The 15,629-nt window shown below is 68.1% G+C and carries 18 protein-coding genes and 1 tRNA gene; 7 read left to right on the top strand and 12 right to left on the bottom strand.

What is annotated here, in order from left to right:
* Positions 1–33 precede the first annotated feature (33 nt).
* On the top strand, positions 34–414 hold the full coding sequence (locus FGL91_RS18260) for a cold-shock protein (protein WP_047522525.1): 381 nt from the start codon (positions 34–36) through the stop codon (positions 412–414).
* Positions 398–1,030 carry a DUF3027 domain-containing protein gene (locus FGL91_RS18255; protein WP_153244567.1) on the top strand — a complete coding sequence of 211 codons (633 nt, stop codon included), beginning with the start codon at positions 398–400 and terminating at the stop codon, positions 1,028–1,030. The genes FGL91_RS18260 and FGL91_RS18255 overlap by 17 nt, the downstream gene beginning before the upstream one ends.
* A 10-nt stretch (positions 1,031–1,040) precedes the next feature.
* On the opposite strand, the gene serC is transcribed toward FGL91_RS18255, so the two are convergent.
* Complete coding sequence (gene serC / locus FGL91_RS18250) at positions 1,041–2,153, bottom strand: phosphoserine transaminase (RefSeq protein ID WP_153244566.1); 1,113 nt, start codon at positions 2,151–2,153, stop codon at positions 1,041–1,043.
* Positions 2,154–2,254: 101 nt separating this feature from the next.
* On the opposite strand from serC, the gene FGL91_RS18245 reads away from it, so the two are divergent.
* From FGL91_RS18245 to FGL91_RS18230, 4 genes are all read left to right on the top strand, one after another.
* Positions 2,255–2,956 (top strand): metal-dependent transcriptional regulator, encoded by a 702-nt coding sequence (locus FGL91_RS18245; protein WP_047522511.1) that lies wholly within the window; start codon positions 2,255–2,257, stop codon positions 2,954–2,956.
* A 350-nt stretch (positions 2,957–3,306) separates the two neighbouring features.
* A complete protein-coding gene (locus FGL91_RS18240) occupies positions 3,307–4,044 on the top strand; it encodes a M23 family metallopeptidase (protein WP_052193458.1) in 738 nt (245 codons plus the stop codon).
* Between the two features lie 309 nt (positions 4,045–4,353).
* On the top strand, positions 4,354–4,851 hold the full coding sequence (locus tag FGL91_RS18235) for an HNH endonuclease (RefSeq protein WP_134351903.1): 498 nt from the start codon (positions 4,354–4,356) through the stop codon (positions 4,849–4,851).
* A gap of 47 nt (positions 4,852–4,898) precedes the next feature.
* Positions 4,899–4,971 (top strand) — tRNA-Arg (locus FGL91_RS18230).
* A gap of 40 nt (positions 4,972–5,011) precedes the next feature.
* On the opposite strand, the gene FGL91_RS18225 is transcribed toward FGL91_RS18230, so the two are convergent.
* From FGL91_RS18225 to idi, 8 genes are read right to left on the bottom strand one after another with little or no spacing between them, the layout of a single operon-like run.
* The gene (locus FGL91_RS18225) at positions 5,012–7,198 is read right to left on the bottom strand and encodes an MMPL family transporter (RefSeq protein ID WP_153244565.1); all 2,187 of its coding nucleotides are present in this window, start codon (positions 7,196–7,198) and stop codon (positions 5,012–5,014) included.
* A gap of 38 nt (positions 7,199–7,236) precedes the next feature.
* Positions 7,237–8,130 (bottom strand): prenyltransferase, encoded by an 894-nt coding sequence (locus tag FGL91_RS18220; protein ID WP_153244564.1) that lies wholly within the window; start codon positions 8,128–8,130, stop codon positions 7,237–7,239.
* Positions 8,127–8,468, bottom strand: coding sequence for a lycopene cyclase domain-containing protein (locus FGL91_RS18215; RefSeq protein ID WP_153244563.1), 342 nt, complete (start codon positions 8,466–8,468; stop codon positions 8,127–8,129). The genes FGL91_RS18220 and FGL91_RS18215 overlap by 4 nt, the downstream gene beginning before the upstream one ends.
* Positions 8,465–8,812 (bottom strand): lycopene cyclase domain-containing protein, encoded by a 348-nt coding sequence (locus FGL91_RS18210; RefSeq protein WP_047522494.1) that lies wholly within the window; start codon positions 8,810–8,812, stop codon positions 8,465–8,467. Before FGL91_RS18210 ends, FGL91_RS18215 begins: the two co-directional genes overlap by 4 nt.
* Entirely contained in the window at positions 8,812–10,401 is a 1,590-nt protein-coding gene (gene crtI, locus FGL91_RS18205) for a phytoene desaturase family protein (RefSeq protein ID WP_153244562.1), read from the bottom strand. Before crtI ends, FGL91_RS18210 begins: the two co-directional genes overlap by 1 nt.
* The gene (locus tag FGL91_RS18200) at positions 10,398–11,306 is read right to left on the bottom strand and encodes a phytoene/squalene synthase family protein (protein WP_153244561.1); all 909 of its coding nucleotides are present in this window, start codon (positions 11,304–11,306) and stop codon (positions 10,398–10,400) included. Before FGL91_RS18200 ends, crtI begins: the two co-directional genes overlap by 4 nt.
* Complete coding sequence (locus FGL91_RS18195; RefSeq protein ID WP_153244560.1) at positions 11,303–12,385, bottom strand: polyprenyl synthetase family protein; 1,083 nt, start codon at positions 12,383–12,385, stop codon at positions 11,303–11,305. The genes FGL91_RS18200 and FGL91_RS18195 overlap by 4 nt, the downstream gene beginning before the upstream one ends.
* A gap of 3 nt (positions 12,386–12,388) precedes the next feature.
* On the bottom strand, positions 12,389–12,910 hold the full coding sequence (gene idi / locus FGL91_RS18190; protein WP_153244559.1) for an isopentenyl-diphosphate Delta-isomerase: 522 nt from the start codon (positions 12,908–12,910) through the stop codon (positions 12,389–12,391).
* A 90-nt stretch (positions 12,911–13,000) separates the two neighbouring features.
* On the opposite strand from idi, the gene FGL91_RS18185 reads away from it, so the two are divergent.
* Complete coding sequence (locus FGL91_RS18185; RefSeq protein WP_153244558.1) at positions 13,001–13,651, top strand: MarR family winged helix-turn-helix transcriptional regulator; 651 nt, start codon at positions 13,001–13,003, stop codon at positions 13,649–13,651.
* A 30-nt stretch (positions 13,652–13,681) separates the two neighbouring features.
* Here the strand turns inward: FGL91_RS18185 and FGL91_RS18180 are convergent, their stop codons facing one another.
* The 3 genes from FGL91_RS18180 to FGL91_RS18170 all read right to left on the bottom strand — a co-directional run bounded on the left by FGL91_RS18180 (position 13,682) and on the right by FGL91_RS18170 (position 15,607).
* Complete coding sequence (locus FGL91_RS18180; protein WP_153244557.1) at positions 13,682–14,026, bottom strand: histone-like nucleoid-structuring protein Lsr2; 345 nt, start codon at positions 14,024–14,026, stop codon at positions 13,682–13,684.
* A gap of 75 nt (positions 14,027–14,101) precedes the next feature.
* The gene (locus FGL91_RS18175; RefSeq protein ID WP_131491511.1) at positions 14,102–14,959 is read right to left on the bottom strand and encodes a LuxR C-terminal-related transcriptional regulator; all 858 of its coding nucleotides are present in this window, start codon (positions 14,957–14,959) and stop codon (positions 14,102–14,104) included.
* A gap of 135 nt (positions 14,960–15,094) precedes the next feature.
* Complete coding sequence (locus FGL91_RS18170) at positions 15,095–15,607, bottom strand: methylated-DNA--[protein]-cysteine S-methyltransferase (RefSeq protein ID WP_047524472.1); 513 nt, start codon at positions 15,605–15,607, stop codon at positions 15,095–15,097.
* Positions 15,608–15,629 lie beyond the last annotated feature (22 nt).

Genomic DNA, 15,629 nt, shown 5'->3' with positions numbered 1-15,629 from the left:
GGTTCTGCATATCGATCTCAGCGAGGTTCTCCCATGCCCACCGGCAAGGTCAGGTTCTACGACGAAGACAAGGGTTTCGGCTTCATCGCCAGCGATGACGGCCAGGACGTCTTCCTGCACGCCTCTGCGATGCCTGCGGGTGCCGCGGTGAAGGCGGGTGCGCGCGTGGAGTTCGGCGTGGCAGACGGCAAGCGCGGCCTCCAGGCGCTCTCGGTGCGGGTGCTCGAGGCGCCGCCCAGCCTGTCGAAGGCCAAGCGCAAGCCCGCCGACGACATGGCGATCATCGTCGAAGACCTTGTGAAGCTCCTCGACGGCATCGGCGGAGACCTGCGCCGCGGACGCTACCCCTCATCCGGACACGGCCGCAAGATCGCGGCCGTCCTGCGCAAGGTCGCCGATGACCTCGAAGCCTGACGCCGACGCCCGTCTCATCGGCGCCCACGATCTCGCGCTGGCGGCTCTGCGCGAGATCACCCCTGCGTCCTCCATTGGACCGGCTGCCGGCTACCTCCCCGAGGACGACGGCTCGGTCTCGCTGCGATTCGAGAACCGTCTCGCCGGCTACCCCGGGTGGTACTGGACGGTGACGATCGCCCGAGTGGACGACGAGGATCCGACGGTCCTCGAGGTCGAACTGCTCCCCGGTGAAGGTGCTCTCCTGGCGCCGGAGTGGGTGCCCTGGGCCGAGCGGCTGGCGGAGTATCGCGCACACCAGGCCGAGCTCGCCGAAGCGGCCGCGGCGGACGGTGACGGAGAATCGCCCGACGACGAGCTGGACGACGACGCGGACGACGATCTCGACGAGGACCTCGACGAAGACGAGGATGACCTCGATGAGGGCGACCACGTCTCGGACATCCTGCATGCGGGTGACGTCGACGGCGTCGACATCGATGAGCTCGACGATTCCGCCGCCGAAGCCGACGCGGACGCGACCGAGGACGACGACGAGGACGAAGACGAAGACGCCGAGGACGACGAAGCCGGCGCCCTCGATGAGGACGCCGGCGAGGTCGACGAAGAGGAGTGAGCCCGGGCGCTCAGGCGCCCAGGTTCTCCAGCACGTATTCGATGGAACGGGTGAGCTGGCGCACGTCGTCCGGCTCGATGGAGACGAACGTCGCCACGCGCAACTGGTTGCGACCGAGCTTGCGGTAGGGCTCCGTGTCGACGATCCCGTTGGCGCGGAGCGTCTTCGCGATGGCGGCGGCGTCGATGCTGTCGTCGAAGTCGATCGTCGCGACCACGGGTGACCGGTGCGCGGGATCCGCGACGAACGGAGTGGCGACCGACGACGCTTCCGCCCAGTCATAGAGCACCGAAGAGGACTCCGCCGTGCGGGCCGCGGCCCAGGCGAGTCCTCCGTTGTCGAGGATCCACCGCAACTGGCTGTCGAGCAGGTGCAGCGTCGTGAGGGCCGGGGTGTTGAGCGTCTGGTTGAGACGCGAGTTGTCGACCGCATTCTTCAGGCTGAGGAACTCGGGGATGTACCGGTCGGTCGCGGCGATGCGTTCGATGCGTTCGATCGCGGCGGGGGAGACGGCGGCGAACCAGAGGCCACCGTCCGAACCGAGGTTCTTCTGCGGTGCGAAGTAGTACACATCGGCCTGGGCGGCATCGAAGTCGATTCCGCCGGCAGCGCTCGTCGCGTCGATGACGGTGAGCGGCCCCTCGGCGTCGACGCGGGCGATGGGCGCCGCGACTCCGGTCGAGGTCTCGTTGTGGGGCCAGGCGTAGACGTCGACACCCGGCACGGCCTCGGCGACGGTCAGCGATCCCGGCTCGGCCTTGCGGACATCGGGAGCCTCGAGCCACGGAGCCCCCGCGGCGGCGGCGAACTTGCCGCCGAACTCACCGAACACGAGGTTCTGGCTGCGGCGCTCGATGAGTCCGAACGCGGCGGCATCCCAGAACGCGGTGGATCCGCCGTTGCCGACGATGATCTCGTATCCCTCGGGAACGCGCAGCAGTGCAGCGAGCTGTTCACGCACGCTTCCGACGAGGTTCTTCACCGGGGCCTGGCGGTGCGATGTCCCCAGGATCGAGGCTCCCGAGGCGGCCAGGGCCTCGAGTTGCGCGGGGCGCACCTTCGAGGGGCCGCAGCCGAAGCGGCCGTCAGTGGGCAGGAGGTCACGGGGAATCTCGATCGCCATGGCTTGATTCTAGAGGGCGAGCGGTGGGCTCCCGCACCGTGCACGGGTCCGATGTCCGTCCGGGAATGTAGGCTTGCCTAAGAACCCCGGAGGGCCTGCACATGACCGATCTGATCGACACCACGGAGATGTATCTCCGCACCATCCTCGAACTCGAGGAGGAGAACATCGTGCCGCTGCGCGCGCGCATCTCCGAGCGCCTGGGCCACTCGGGTCCCACGGTTTCGCAGACGGTGGGGCGTATGGAGCGCGACGGTCTCGTCATCGTCTCCGAAGATCGCACGCTCGAGCTCACCGACGCGGGGCGTCGCAAGGCCGTCGACGTGATGCGCAAGCACCGTCTCGCCGAGCGCCTGCTCTCGGATGTCATCGGGCTCGACTGGGCGTTCGTCCACGAAGAGGCCTGCCGGTGGGAGCACGTCATGAGCGAGCAGGTGGAGCGCCGCTTGGTCGAGCTCCTCGGCCACCCGACCGAGTCGCCCTACGGCAACCCGATCCCGGGCCTCGACCAGCTCGGCGACATCCCCGCTCGTACCTTCGACGAAGGCGTCATCGGTCTCGTGCAGCGTCTGAACGCGGCGGGGGAGCCCGTCGAAGGCACGGTCCGCCGTCTCGCCGAACCCGCGCAGGTCGACCCCGAACTGCTGGAGCAGCTCCGCGACGCCGGCGTGGTGCCCGGCGCGCACGGTGACTTCCGTTTCAGCGAGGGATACGTCCTCATCCAGATGGACGGCCAGACCGACGGACTCGAGCTTCCCGTCGAGCTGGCTTCGCACATCTTCCTGGTGGGTGAACCGGCCTGATCCTCCGCGGGATCCCAGCGCGGAGACGGCCACCGACCGGGCCTCTGCGATGATTGTCAGGTTCCTGGGGTGACACGATCGTTATCTTCCGGTAACCTCGGTCGAGTCGCCAGCGAAGAAGCCCGCTGGAGACGCACCGCGAAGATTCGCCTTCCAGGCTCGTCGTCTTCACGGCAGGAACGCACGAAGTACCCCGAGCTACATTCATGCCACGAGAGCAGAGTGCCGACGAGCCAGCGCTACCCGAAAGCGCGAGGGCCCAGGAGGACCACGTTTTGGCCGCAGACATCGAACCGACCGCGAAGAAGACATCTGAAGACCGAGTACCAGCCCGCCGGACCGGCGCGCGCGTGGGTGCTCGCAAGGCTCTGAAGCCACTTCGTTCCATCGCCATCTTCGGGGCCGTCGGTGCACTGGTCGCCGGGATCGCTCTTCCGGCCTTCGCCTCGCCGAAGCCGACCGAAGCCGCTGCGACCACGACCCTGCAGCAGCTCGCCGCGGTCGACGCGCAGTCACTCGTCGTCGCCTCGCAGGCCACCGCCGCGCCGCTGAGCCGCGGAACCTTCAGCGCCACGACTCCGGAGGAGATCGCGAAGAAGAAGGCGGAGGAGGCCGCAGCCGCTCGTGCCGCCGCCGCGACCACTGCGTCCGCTCAGTTCAACTCCGCGGGTTACGCCCTCACTTCGCCCGGGTCCGGCGAGGTCCGGTACCCGCTCCCGATGGGCTCCTGGAACGTCAGTCGCACGATCGGCGGCGGCCACAACGGTGCCGACATGCTCGCTCCCGCTGGAACCCCGATCTATGCGGCCGCGGCGGGTGTGGTCCGCGCCTCGGCAGAGAGCATCGGCGGCTACGGCGTGTGCATCATGCTCGACAGTGTCGTCGGTGGGCAGCGCGTGCAGACCACCTACGGGCACATGATCTACGGCTCGCGTCAGGTGCAGGTCGGCCAGACGGTCGCCGCGGGGCAGCTGATCGGCTACGTCGGCAGCACCGGACGATCGACCGCGAACCACCTCCACTTCGAGGTCTGGATCAACGGCGGCCTCGTCGAGCCCATGTCGTGGCTGTCGGTCAACGCCGGCTGATTCCCCGACACGTTCTCCGTCATTCACCCGCTGTTTCGCCCTGCATCCAGGGAGATGGGTTAGCCTGATCCCGTTGTCGAACAGCGGGGAGAGGCAGATGGAGCGAATACCGAACATCCGAACCATGGATGCCCTCGGTCGTCACGTCCTTCTGCATAGCCCGCAGGGATGCCACGGCGTTGCCGTGCGCGAAAGGCGCTGTCTTTAGACGGCGCCTTTTTTCGTCCCTGCGATCGCTCTGCCACCTGCGCGACCTCGTGTGAGTCGAGAGTGCCGGGAAGCCGTCCCGGCGGATCGAGAGGATGACGAATGCGCACACTGGTCCTGAATGCCGGATACGAGCCGCTCGCGATCGTGTCGTTCAAACGAGCCCTCGTGCTCGTCATGAACGACAAGGCGACCGTTGTCGAACGCGTGGAAGACGACCCCGTCTGGGGCACCCACGGTGTCTACGATCGTCCCGCGGTCATCATCCTCGCCCGGTACGTCCGGGTGCCGACGAGCAGACGAGTGCCGGTCACGCGGCGTGGCGTGCTCCGTCGCGACAATCACCGGTGCGGCTACTGCGGGAAAGCCGCATCCACGATCGACCACGTGCTGCCGCGTTCGCGTGGAGGCGCGGACTCCTGGGAGAACCTCGTCGCCTGCTGCCTGCGCTGCAACAACGTCAAGAGCGACCGCACCCCGCAGGAGATGCGCTGGCAGCTGCGATTCACGCCGCGGCCCCCGCACGGCACGGCCTGGACGGTGCGGGGAACCGAACGCAGCGACCCGCGATGGGAGCCGTACCTGGCTCTCGCCGCCTAGCCAGGGGCGCCGAGGGCGCGCTCTCGAGTCACGTAGACTTGACGCGCGCCCTCGTAGCTCAGGGGATAGAGCAGCCCTCTCCTAAAGGGCAGGTCGCAGGTTCGAATCCTGTCGAGGGCACCCAACGAGGTCGTCGCTTCCCGCTGTGGGGCGGGGCGTCTCAGTCCTCTCCGCGCCGCCAGAGCTTCGAAGGCCACCAGATCGCTTTGCCGATGTCGTAGGTCAGGGCCGGCACGAGCAGAGAGCGGACGACGAACGTGTCGAGCAGCACTCCGAAGGCGACGATGAACGACAGCTGGACGAGGAACAGGATCGGGATCACGGAGAGCGCGGCGAACGTCGCGGCCAGGACCAGACCGGCCGACGTGATCACGCCCCCCGTGATCGAGAGCCCGCGCAGGATCCCTTCGCGCGTGCCGTGCGCCTTCGACTCCTCGCGCACACGGGTCATCAGGAAGATGTTGTAGTCGATCCCCAGCGCGACCAGGAACACGAAGCCGAAGAGCGGGACGGCGGGGTCCGCACCGGAGAAGTCGAAGACCCCGTTGAACACGAGCGCCGAGACTCCCATCGCCGTGCCGAACGACAGCACCGTGGTCAGGATCAGCAGGACAGGGGCGAGGATCGAGCGCAGCAACAGCATCAGGATCACCATGATCACGACGAGGATCACCGGGATGATCAGGTTGCGGTCGTGGATCGACGCGTCGTTCGTGTCGATGGACGTGGCGGTGACTCCGCCGACGAGGGCGTTCGTGCCGTCGAGCTCGGTCCGCAGCTCACGCACCGTGGCCGCGGCGGCTTCGGAGTCCGCCGCGTCCGTGAGCGTTCCCTGGAGGAGCACCTCGCCGTCGACGGTCGTCGGCTCGGGGGCCGGCGTCCCGGGAGGACCGACGGCCGTGATGCCGTCGGCCGTCACGGGTGCGCTGCCGCTGGGGGAATCCGCGGCGGTGACCGAGACCGCATCGACGCCGTCGTTGGCGAGGAGCACGTCGGCGACGTCCTGCAGGCGGTCCTCGTCGACGACCACGTACACGGGGCTGCCGGATCCGCCGGGGAAGTGTTCACCGAGCGCGACCTGCCCGTCTCGGGCCTCCGAGGCGCCGAGTACCAGCTCGGACTGCGGAACACCGTTGGCATCGAGCTGGGTCACCCCGGCGGCTCCGGCCAGGAGGACGAGTGTGGTCACGATCCAGATCACCCGAGGGCGGCGCTTGATCACGCCGGCCAACCGAGCCCACAGGCCCGTCGTCCGCATGCCGTGCTCGGCGGCGACGACCTCGGGCTCGAAGTGCGGACGTCGCGGCCAGAACACCGCACGGCCGAAGAGCAGCAGGAGCGAGGGCAGCAGCGTCAGCGCGGAGAGCATCGCGAACACGATGCCGATCGCGGCCACGGGGCCGAGAGTGCTGTTCGATTTCAGGTCGCTCAGCAGCAGGCAGAGGAGCCCGGCGATCACGGTCCCACCCGAGGCGGCGATCGGCTCGACCGACCCCTTCCAGGCGGCGAGCAGCGCCACGCCCTTGTCCTGGGAGACCCGCAGCTCTTCCCGGAAGCGTGCCACGAGGAGAAGGGCGTAGTCGGTGGCGGCGCCGATCACGAGGATGAAGAGGATGCCCTGGGTCTGGCCACTGAGCAGCAGCACCTCGAACTTCGCGAGCCACCACACGACCAGGAGTGCCACGCAGAGCGCGAACAGGCTCGTGGACAGCACGACGAGGGGCAACAGGAACGATCGGTAGACGAGCACCAGGATGATCAGGACAGCGAGGAGCGCGACACCGAGCAGCAGGCCGTCGATGCCGGCGAAGCCCGCGACCAGATCGGCGCTGAAGCCGGCCGGACCGGTGATGTACACCCTGATGCCGTCGGGGACGGCGCCGCGCAGCTCGTCGCCGAGAGCCGCCGTCGCATCGGCGAGTTCCGCGTCGCTCTCGATCGGGATGAAGGCCTGGACGGCTTTCCCGTCCTCGGAGGGGAGCGCCGGAGAGACGTCGTCGCCGACGCCCTCCACGTTCGGTGCGTCCGCGACGGCGTCGGAGATGGCGTCCAGCTCGGAAGAGGTGAGCGCGTCGTCCGAGGTGAACACCGCGATGGCCGGGATCGAATCGCTGTCGTTGAACTCGCCGAGCAGTTGCTGGACCTCGGTGGCCTGCGCCGACTCCGGCAGATAGGTCGTCTGGTCGTTGGACGACACCTCGTCGACCTTGCCGAACAGCGGACCGCCGAGCGACGCACCCACCAACCAGACGAGGATCAGTGCCACCGGAAGGAACACGCGTACCCAGGAGTGGCGTCGTGAACGCTCCCTGATCGGTGGAGTCGGCGCGGAGTCGGGGCGGGACATCGTGTTCCTCTCGGAAGGGTTTCTGTTGTCGGGGAGGGTCAGGACACCCACGCGAGGATGAGGATCATCGTCGCGAGGAAACCGGCGAAATAGTTCAGCGCGATGAAGCGCCGCCAGGCCCGGTTCGTGGCTGCCGAGCCGGCGTCGTCGACGTTCCACCACGGTGCCGCGTTCACCACATAGGGCAGTGCGAGCACCGCGGCGAGCGGTCCCGGCCAGGGAGTCAGGAGCATCGCGGCTCCGGCGAGCACCCACAGCGACAGGGACAGTCGGACGGTCGCCCTCGCCCCGATCACGGTCGCGATCGAGGAGATCCCGGCTTCGCGGTCCGGTCCGACATCCTGGACGGCACCGAAGGCATGCGCTGCCATGCCCCACAGGAAGAACGCGACGAGGGTGAGCGTGGTGGCGGCCGTGACGGATGCGCCGGCCAGCGCGAGCCCGACGATCGCCGGGCTGACGAAGTGCGTGCTCGACGTCATCGAATCGAGGAACGGCCGCTCCTTGAAGCGCAGCACCGGTGCGGAGTAGGCGATCACCGCGAACATGCTCACGGCCAGCCAGAACCAGGACGCCGGGTTGCCGACGATCACGAGGTAGGCGAGGAACGGGATGTTCGTCCCTGCCGCTGCCCAGAGGGTGGCGCGATGGATGCGCGGTGCCAGGAGCGCGCCCTCGATCCCGCCCTTACGCGGATTCGCGAGGTCGGACGCGTAGTCGAAGACGTCATTGATGCCGTACATCGCCAGGTTGTACGGGATGAGGAAGTACAGCGTGCCGACCAGCAGGGTCACATCGAGCTCACGGGTGGTGAGCAGGTAGGCGGCTGCGAAAGGGAACGCGGTGTTGATCCAGCTGATGGGTCGCGACGACAGCAGGATCTGCGAGAGATCCCGTCCGAGCGTGCGGGATGGTGTGGCTCCGGCGCTCATCCGTGCTCCTCGTCGGTGTTGCGGTCCTCGCGTGCCCGCCGTCGCGCGCGCAGTTCGGCCCACACGGCGGGAAGGAGCAGGGCACCGGCCAGCGGGTAGGCGAAGTCCTCGACGGGGGCCAGCCCGATGTGGATGCCGAGCAGCGGACCTTGCGCGTAGTGGAACAATCCGCTCGCGATCATCACGGTGTCGAACACGGCGGTGAGGACGAAGAGCACCAGCACGGTGAGCAGCACAGCGGCCGGGAGCGGTCCGCGGCGTCGGCGGAGAAGCGGCAGGATGACACCGACCACGACGGCGACGAGCAGGAAGCAGGCGGCGAGTTGGATGTAGCTCATGACGCACCCGCCCCTGCACGACGGTTTTCACGCCAGCGCGTGATCAGGCGTTCGGCCCCGGTGTAGATCACCATCGTGCACACCACGAGGAACAGCAGGAACACGGGTTCTTCGATCGGCAGTTCCGGTGCGAGCACGATCCCGGTCGCGATCGCGCCGTCACCGCGGAAGAAGATCCCGTTGGCGATGCCCGCCACATCCCACAGGAGGAAGAAGACGAGCCCGACGACCGTCACGACCGTCGCCGACACGGCATCGCGCCAGAAGAAGAGGCGGAACCGCCAATCCAGCAGCAGCATGCAGCCCAGCGACAGGAGAAGGGCCGCCAGGTACACCATGCCCATCAGGACGCCTCCGTCCCGACAACGGTGGGCACGGGAACGGGGAGCGGGCCGGGGGAGTGATCACCGCGGATGCGCTTGAGGACGATCTCCGCACTGATGAGGCACATCGGGACGCCGACACCCGGCGCGGTGGTGGCCCCGGCGTAGAACAGGCCCTGCACACGCCGGGAGGCGTTCTGCGCGCGGAACATCGCACTCTGGGACAGGATGTGCGCCGGTCCCAGCATTCCTCCGCGCCAGGAGTGGTAGTCGTCCTGGAAGTCCGCGGGGCCGATCGTCTCGCGCACGACGATGCGTTCGCGCAGGTCCGGGATCCCGGCCCAGGTGGCGATCTGATCGATCGCGGCATCCGCCGCGCTCTCGACCGCGGGTGATCCCGTCCCGTCGGGTCCGCCGTGTCCGAGTTCGACGTCTGCCGGGACCGGGATCAGGACGAACAGGTTCTCATGGCCCTCCGGAGCGACATCGGGATCCGACGCGCTCGGTCGGCAGACGTAGGTCGACGCCGGATCGGGAACGGTCGGGGTCGCTCCGAAGATCGCGTCGAAGTTGGCGTCCCAGTCATCGGTGAAGAACAGGGAATGATGCGGAAGCTCAGGCAAAGAGCCCCGCACTCCCAGCATCACGAGCACTCCGCCGGGCCCGCTGGTACGCCGCGACCACCAGGACTCGGGGTAGGTCTGCAGGGAAGGCGGCAGCAGCACGGTCTCGGTGTGGTGCAGGTCCGCGGCCGAGACCACGATGTCGGCGTGCTCCACGTGTGCGACGCCCGCGTCGTCCGTCCAGCCGACCCCGGTCGTGTGCACGCCGTCGGGGCCGTCCTGCGTGTGGATGCCGGTGACATCGGCACCGGTCACGATCCGCGCGCCCGCCGCGCGAGCCAGCGCGTCGATCCGTTCGACGACGCGCCAGAAGCCGCCTTGGGGGTAGCGCACGCCCTGATCGAGGTCGAGTGCGCTCATGAGGTGGTACATCGCAGGAGCGGTGCGCGGGTCGGTGCCGAGGAAGACGGCGGGGTAGCCGAGGATCTGGCGCACGACCGGATGAAGGAATCGCTGCTCCGCGAACGACTGCAGTCGGGTGCCGAGGAGCGTGAACAGCCGGGGGAGCGCCCGCAGGACCTCCGGGGCGGCGAGCGTGCGCATGCGGGTGAACGGGTTGTACAGGAAGTACTTCTCCGCCATCGCCGCTGCGTCGCGCGCGGAGTCCAGGTACGCGTCGAGGGCGGGACCGGAGCCCGGCTCCAGCTCGTCGAAGAGCTCGGTGACCGCGTCACGTCCCGCGGGGACGCTCACCGACCCCGAGGACCGAGGCGAACGGAACACCCGATATCCCGGGTCGAGCGCGGTGAGGTCGAGCTGCTCCGACGTCGAGGTCCCCATCATCGCGAAGAAGTGATCGAACACCTCCGGCATCAGGTACCACGAGGGCCCTGAGTCGAAGCGGAACCCGTCCCGCTCGATGGATCCTGCGCGCCCGCCGACACGGTCGTTCTTCTCGAGGACGACGACCTCGTGCCCGTCCTTCGCCAGGAGGCCGGCCGTCGCGAGGCCGGCGACGCCCGCACCGATCACCACCACGCGGCTCATCGGTCCCGCTCCCACGTCGTCACGATCACGGCGCGACCCGCGAGCACGGCCTTGATCGGATCCGGCACACGAACGCGTCGGCGGTACAGCACCTCCACGGGCGTCTTCGCCACGCGTCGGGTGAGCGCGGCGAACAGGGCGAGGGCGCTCCGCACCGCGGCGCGGGAATCCTTCGGGAGGAGGGGGATGGCGGCTTCGGCATCCGCCAGCTGCCGGAACACCGTCGCCACCCAGGCATCGCGGTCCGCATCCGTCAGCCGTGCGGACCCCCCGAGGTACCCGCGGTGGAGCCGGTCCGTGTCGTCGGCGAGATCGCGGAGGAAGTTGACGTTCTGGAACGCGGCGCCCAGTTGGCGCGCACCGCGGCGGAGGGTGCGGAGCTCTTCGTCCGTCCGATCCGCCCCCCGAAGGAAGACCTGGAGGCACATGAGTCCGACCACCTCGGCGGAACCGTAGACGTAGTCGGCGTGGGCGTCGGCATCGTAGGCCGTGAAGTCGGCGTCGTCGGCGAGGTCGGCGCTCATCGAGGCGAAGAACGGCCCGGTCAGGTCCTCGCCGATACCGCACTCGCGTGCCGTCCGTGCGAAGGCGTGCAGGATGAGGTCGCTGCTGTACCCCGTCCGCATCGAGCGGTGCGTCTCTTCGATGTAGGAGGCGAGCGCCGCCGTCTGTGCGGTGCTGTCGAGTCCGGCCTCGGCGGCGACCCCGTCGACGATCTCATCGGCGATGCGCACCATGGCGTAGATGTTGCGGACGTGCTGACGATGACGTCGGCCGAGAAGCCGGGTGGCGAGGCCGAACGAGGTCGAGTACGTGCGGATCACATCGGTCGTGGCGATCTCCGCCGTGCGGTTGAAGCGCCGCAGCGCGGTGTCGTCCGTACGATCAGCCGGTTCCGCGGTCATCGGCGGCGCCCTTCGACGCGGGACGCGTGAGCGCGGATCGTCTGGGCAGCCGCGGCGGGGAGCGTGCCGTCGGACTCCGCGGCGGCAAGCGCGGTGGACACCGCATCCAGATGCTCGTGGATGAGTCCGAGGACGAAGCTCTCGGCACCGCACGCGCGCAATCGATCGCGGGCTTCGGACCCCTCCGAGACGGTGAGTTCGGATCTGCCGAAGTGCACCTCGATGCTCTCCCAGTGCGCCGTCATGCGGGCGTAGGCGATGATCGCCGTCTCCTTGCCCTCGCGCAGGTCGGAGTAGGCGTCCTTGCCGTGTTGTCCGGGGTCGCCGAACGCGGAGAGCAGATCATCCTGCAACTGGTAGGCGAGGCCGAGATGCCGACCGATCTCGCTGAGCTGTTCCTCGGCGGCGGGGGATGAGCCCGCGAGCACGGCGGCGGCGCGCAGGGGGAGCACGAAGGAGTAAGTCGCCGTCTTGTAAGTGCTCGTCGCGAGGATGGTCCGCAGATCGGGCGCGATCACGCCGTCGCTCAGTGCGACGTCGGCATGTTCTCCGGCCACGGTCTCGAAGATCGTCTGCTCGAGCAGTGAGAGCAGGCGCTCACGGGCGTCGGCGGAGACATCGGCTCGCGCGAATCCCAGCACGGCCGAGGAGAGAAGCATGTCCCCGAGGAGGATCGCACTCGAGCGCGCCCAGTGCAGTGCGGGCTCGACGTGAGTATCGGCGTGGGCCGCGACCAGAGCGCCGATCAGGTTCGGACCGCGCCGCCGGGTCAGGTCGCCGTCGATGACGTCGTCGTGCAGGAGGAAGGCGAAGTGGAGGAGCTCGACGTGTGCGGCCACATCGATCGCGCACGCGGTCTCCCGCTCCGACAAGGGGGAGGGGGAGAGTGATTGCAGAAGGTCGATGAGGAGGCGAGGACGGACGAGCTTTCCGCCGAGAGCGTGCTGCGCGGCGGCGCGCCAGAGTCCGACGAACTCCGCTCCGTATTTCTCGGCAGCCGCGCTGCGCTCCGAGAAGCGGTGGCGCAGAGCTTCTTCGATGCGCGTCCCGAGGTCCTCTTCCGTCACCGTGCCGCTCATCGGTCAGACCTCGCCGAGTCGTCGAAGAATCGGAAGCTGCTCGACGAGCCAGGGGCTGAAGGCGAACGGGGCGTGCGTGATGCCCTCGACGAGAGCGGCCACGTCGACCCAGATCCACTCGGACACCTCGTCGGGGTTCGCCGAGGGCCGGCCGTCGATGACGGCGACGTGCACGGGACAGATCTCGTTCTCGACGATCCCGCTCGCGTCCACGGCTCGGTAGCGGTAGTCGGGGAGGACGAGGCGCAGGTCGGTGAGATCGATCCCGAGCTCGTGGACACCGTGCCGCCGGACGGCGTCGAGCATGTCCTCCTCGGGGCGGGGGTGACCGCAGAAGCTGTTCGTCCACACACCCGGCCAGGTCTTCTTCGCCAGTGCGCGACGAGTGAGCAAGAGTCGACCGTGCGTGTCGAGGACGTAGCAGGAGAACGCCAGATGCAGCGGGGTGTCGCGGGTGTGGACGTCGCGCTTCGGCAGCGTGCCCACGGCGGTCCCGTCTTCGGCAAGGAGGGTCACGTCATCCATGGCATCTCCTTGATTCCGAGGCGTCCGGTGTTTCGCTAACTTGGTAAGTAGTCAACTTAGCATGAAACTGTTGGTGTGTAACATGATCGCATGGACACGGAGCCCGGCACCACCCCGCAGGAGAGCGCGGAGGAAGTGTTGTCGAACGGTGACCCCAGCGAGACTGGGCACGAGAAGACTCCCGACGGGCTCACGCACTCGGCGATCTACGACGTCGACGCCAGCGATCCGCGCAGCACGCTCGTGGACCGGCAGGGTGTGCCACCCGAGGAGCTGCGACAGATCGCCCGACTCATGGAGTCGCTCGCGAATCTTCGGGAGGCGGAGCAGAAACTCTCACAGGCGTCCCGGCGCTACATGCGGCTCAATGAGACCGACATGCGCGCGCTGCACTACTTGATCGTGTGCGCGAACCGGCAGCTGGTCGCGACCCCCGGGGGCATCGCGCACCACCTCGGTGTCTCCACGGCGGCGACGACGAAGCTCCTCGACCGGTTGGAGAAGGGTGGGCACATCACGCGGGCGCCGCACCCCACCGACCGACGGGCACTTCATATCGCCATCACGCCGGAGACGCGATTGGCTGCGATGGAGACGGTCGGCCGTCAGCAGGCCAAGCGCTTCTATTCCGCCGCGCGCCTCAGCCCTGCGGAAAGGGAAGTCGTCATCCGATTCCTCGCGGACATGACCGAGGAGATCACTTTGCGGGATGAGCCGTGGTTGAAGGAGACGGCCGAATAGTCTTCCCCGAAGGGATGACTCGGTACGAGATCAGTGTGCGGCGTTGTACGCGTCGACGATAGGCGCGGGAATTCGTCCGCGCTCGGAGAGGGCGTGGCCGTTCTCCTTGGCCCAGGCGCGGATCGCCGCGACCTCCGGATTGCGGGCAGGGCGCTTGCGCGAAGGCGACGTGCGGGTCGCGGCGGAAGAACCGGCGCGGCGTCCGGCGGAGATGTACGGCTCGAGAGCCGCGCGCAACTCCTCGGCGTGGGACGAATTCAGATCGATCTCGTAGGAGGCGCCATTCAACGAGAAGTGGACGGTCTCGCCTTCACCTACTTCGAGGACACTGCCGTCGATGTCGTCTACCAGCTGATGCACAATTCTTCTCGCCATGAATGCGAATATATGTCATCCGGCGAAACCGAGCAACCGGACAATAGCGAATTGACATTCATGCGGTGAATATGTTCACGGGAGGAGACCTGCACGCCGTGCGCGCGTGACGGCGGCATGTCGCGTGGAGGCGTCGAGTTTGGACATCGCCGTGCCGAGATACGCCTTGATGGTGCCCTCGCGCAGACCCAGTTGCGTCGCGATCTCCGCGTTGGTCGCACCCATCGCGGCGCAGGCGAGCACGTCGGTCTCCCGTGGAGAGAGGCGAACGGTGGGGATCGGACTGGTCGAGACGGTCGGATCGTCGCCTGCGAGGGTGACGAGGCGCTGCTCGACCCGCGCGATGCGCGCACGGAGTTCGGCGTCATCGAGGGAAGCCGCGATGCTGCGCAATTCGGCGAAGCTCTCCCGGAGTTCCTCACGCTGTGGCGGGGCTACGGCATCGCCCCCGCCGGTGTTCGCCTGGATCCGCCGCTGGACCTCGTCACGGATGCGCAGCTCGTCGGCCACCGACTGCGCCACTTGCATGGCAGGTGCGGTGGTCACGCCGCCGACCTGTTCCTCATCCCACCCGCCGGCATAGAGGACGCCGCGGGGGCGTCCCTGCACGATGATCGGCAGGGCGAGGAGCGTGCGCAGGCCCTCACCGAGGACGAACACGTCGTAGTCATGCGTGATCTGCTGGGACGAGCCGTAGTCGCTCGTCATCCGCGGGCGCAACTCCATCATCGCTCGTCCGCCCAGTCCGCGCTCCGGGCGGACGCGCAGTCCGTCCAGCGAGCGGGTGCGTGCGCCGACGATGCTGGTGACGCTCACGACGCCCTCTTCGATGAGACCGCCGAAAGCGACGGGGAAACGAGTTCGTCTGGCGAGTTCGCGCACGGCATTGGCGACGAGTTCGGTCTCGGATTCGAGGGTGGCGGGAGCGCTCACGATTACCTGCTTCCGGGTGACGACTGCGTGCCCCGTTTCGTAGCGTCGACTTTATCACCCGGCCTTCTTCTCTCCTGGCGTCAGACGTGGACCCGGCGGCCTACTCGCCGGGTCCACGTCTCGCGCCACGCCGGGTCAGCCGGCTTCGAGGTCGAGCAGGAACCGCTTCCGTTCGGGGTGTGCGCCGTAGTGCCCAGGGCTTCCATCCGAGCGCACCACCCGATGCACGGGGACGATGATCGAGAACGGTGTGAGCCGACACGCGGTGCCGACGGCGCGAGCGGCGCCGGGGTGTCCTGCCATCACGGCGACGTCGCCGTAGCTCATCGTCTCTCCCCAGGCGATGCCGCTGATGGTCTGCAGCGCGGTGCGCGCGAAGCCGTCGGTCAGGCGCCAATCGAGCCGGAGGTGCTCCTGGAAGGCGACCGGTGTGCCGTCGAAGTACTCGGCGAGCAGGTGCGCGAGCTCGTCGGCGGCGCCGGGATCGGGTTCCGGGACGGCGTGCAGTTGGCGGGCGACCCCTTCGAGGAGCCAGGGGACGTGCGGGTCTTCGGACTCGGAGAGGTCGAATCGTACGATGCCCTCGTCGGAGAACACCGCGAGGGCGTCGCCGAACGGAGTCGGAGCGAAGTCGTAGCGGAAGGTCATGGCACCATCCTGACCGGCGACA

Source organism: Microbacterium sp. CBA3102 (assembly GCF_007954505.1).
Classification (GTDB): domain Bacteria; phylum Actinomycetota; class Actinomycetes; order Actinomycetales; family Microbacteriaceae; genus Microbacterium; species Microbacterium aurugineum.
The sequence above is the reverse complement of the archived record's forward strand: the minus strand, read 5'-3'. Positions and strand labels throughout refer to the sequence as shown.

What these genes read in the sequence shown, in the direction of transcription:
- FGL91_RS18260 (WP_047522525.1), top strand. Translation starts at nt 34, where the DNA reads ATGCCCACCGGCAAGGTCAGGTTCTACGACGAAGACAAGGGTTTCGGC.
- FGL91_RS18255 (WP_153244567.1), top strand. Translation starts at nt 398, where the DNA reads ATGACCTCGAAGCCTGACGCCGACGCCCGTCTCATCGGCGCCCACGAT.
- serC (WP_153244566.1), bottom strand. Translation starts at nt 2,153, where the DNA reads ATGGCGATCGAGATTCCCCGTGACCTCCTGCCCACTGACGGCCGCTTC.
- FGL91_RS18245 (WP_047522511.1), top strand. Translation starts at nt 2,255, where the DNA reads ATGACCGATCTGATCGACACCACGGAGATGTATCTCCGCACCATCCTC.
- FGL91_RS18235 (WP_134351903.1), top strand. Translation starts at nt 4,354, where the DNA reads ATGCGCACACTGGTCCTGAATGCCGGATACGAGCCGCTCGCGATCGTG.
- FGL91_RS18225 (WP_153244565.1), bottom strand. Translation starts at nt 7,198, where the DNA reads ATGTCCCGCCCCGACTCCGCGCCGACTCCACCGATCAGGGAGCGTTCA.
- FGL91_RS18220 (WP_153244564.1), bottom strand. Translation starts at nt 8,130, where the DNA reads ATGAGCGCCGGAGCCACACCATCCCGCACGCTCGGACGGGATCTCTCG.
- FGL91_RS18215 (WP_153244563.1), bottom strand. Translation starts at nt 8,468, where the DNA reads ATGAGCTACATCCAACTCGCCGCCTGCTTCCTGCTCGTCGCCGTCGTG.
- FGL91_RS18210 (WP_047522494.1), bottom strand. Translation starts at nt 8,812, where the DNA reads ATGGGCATGGTGTACCTGGCGGCCCTTCTCCTGTCGCTGGGCTGCATG.
- crtI (WP_153244562.1), bottom strand. Translation starts at nt 10,401, where the DNA reads ATGAGCCGCGTGGTGGTGATCGGTGCGGGCGTCGCCGGCCTCGCGACG.
- FGL91_RS18200 (WP_153244561.1), bottom strand. Translation starts at nt 11,306, where the DNA reads ATGACCGCGGAACCGGCTGATCGTACGGACGACACCGCGCTGCGGCGC.
- FGL91_RS18195 (WP_153244560.1), bottom strand. Translation starts at nt 12,385, where the DNA reads ATGAGCGGCACGGTGACGGAAGAGGACCTCGGGACGCGCATCGAAGAA.
- idi (WP_153244559.1), bottom strand. Translation starts at nt 12,910, where the DNA reads ATGGATGACGTGACCCTCCTTGCCGAAGACGGGACCGCCGTGGGCACG.
- FGL91_RS18185 (WP_153244558.1), top strand. Translation starts at nt 13,001, where the DNA reads ATGGACACGGAGCCCGGCACCACCCCGCAGGAGAGCGCGGAGGAAGTG.
- FGL91_RS18180 (WP_153244557.1), bottom strand. Translation starts at nt 14,026, where the DNA reads ATGGCGAGAAGAATTGTGCATCAGCTGGTAGACGACATCGACGGCAGT.
- FGL91_RS18170 (WP_047524472.1), bottom strand. Translation starts at nt 15,607, where the DNA reads ATGACCTTCCGCTACGACTTCGCTCCGACTCCGTTCGGCGACGCCCTC.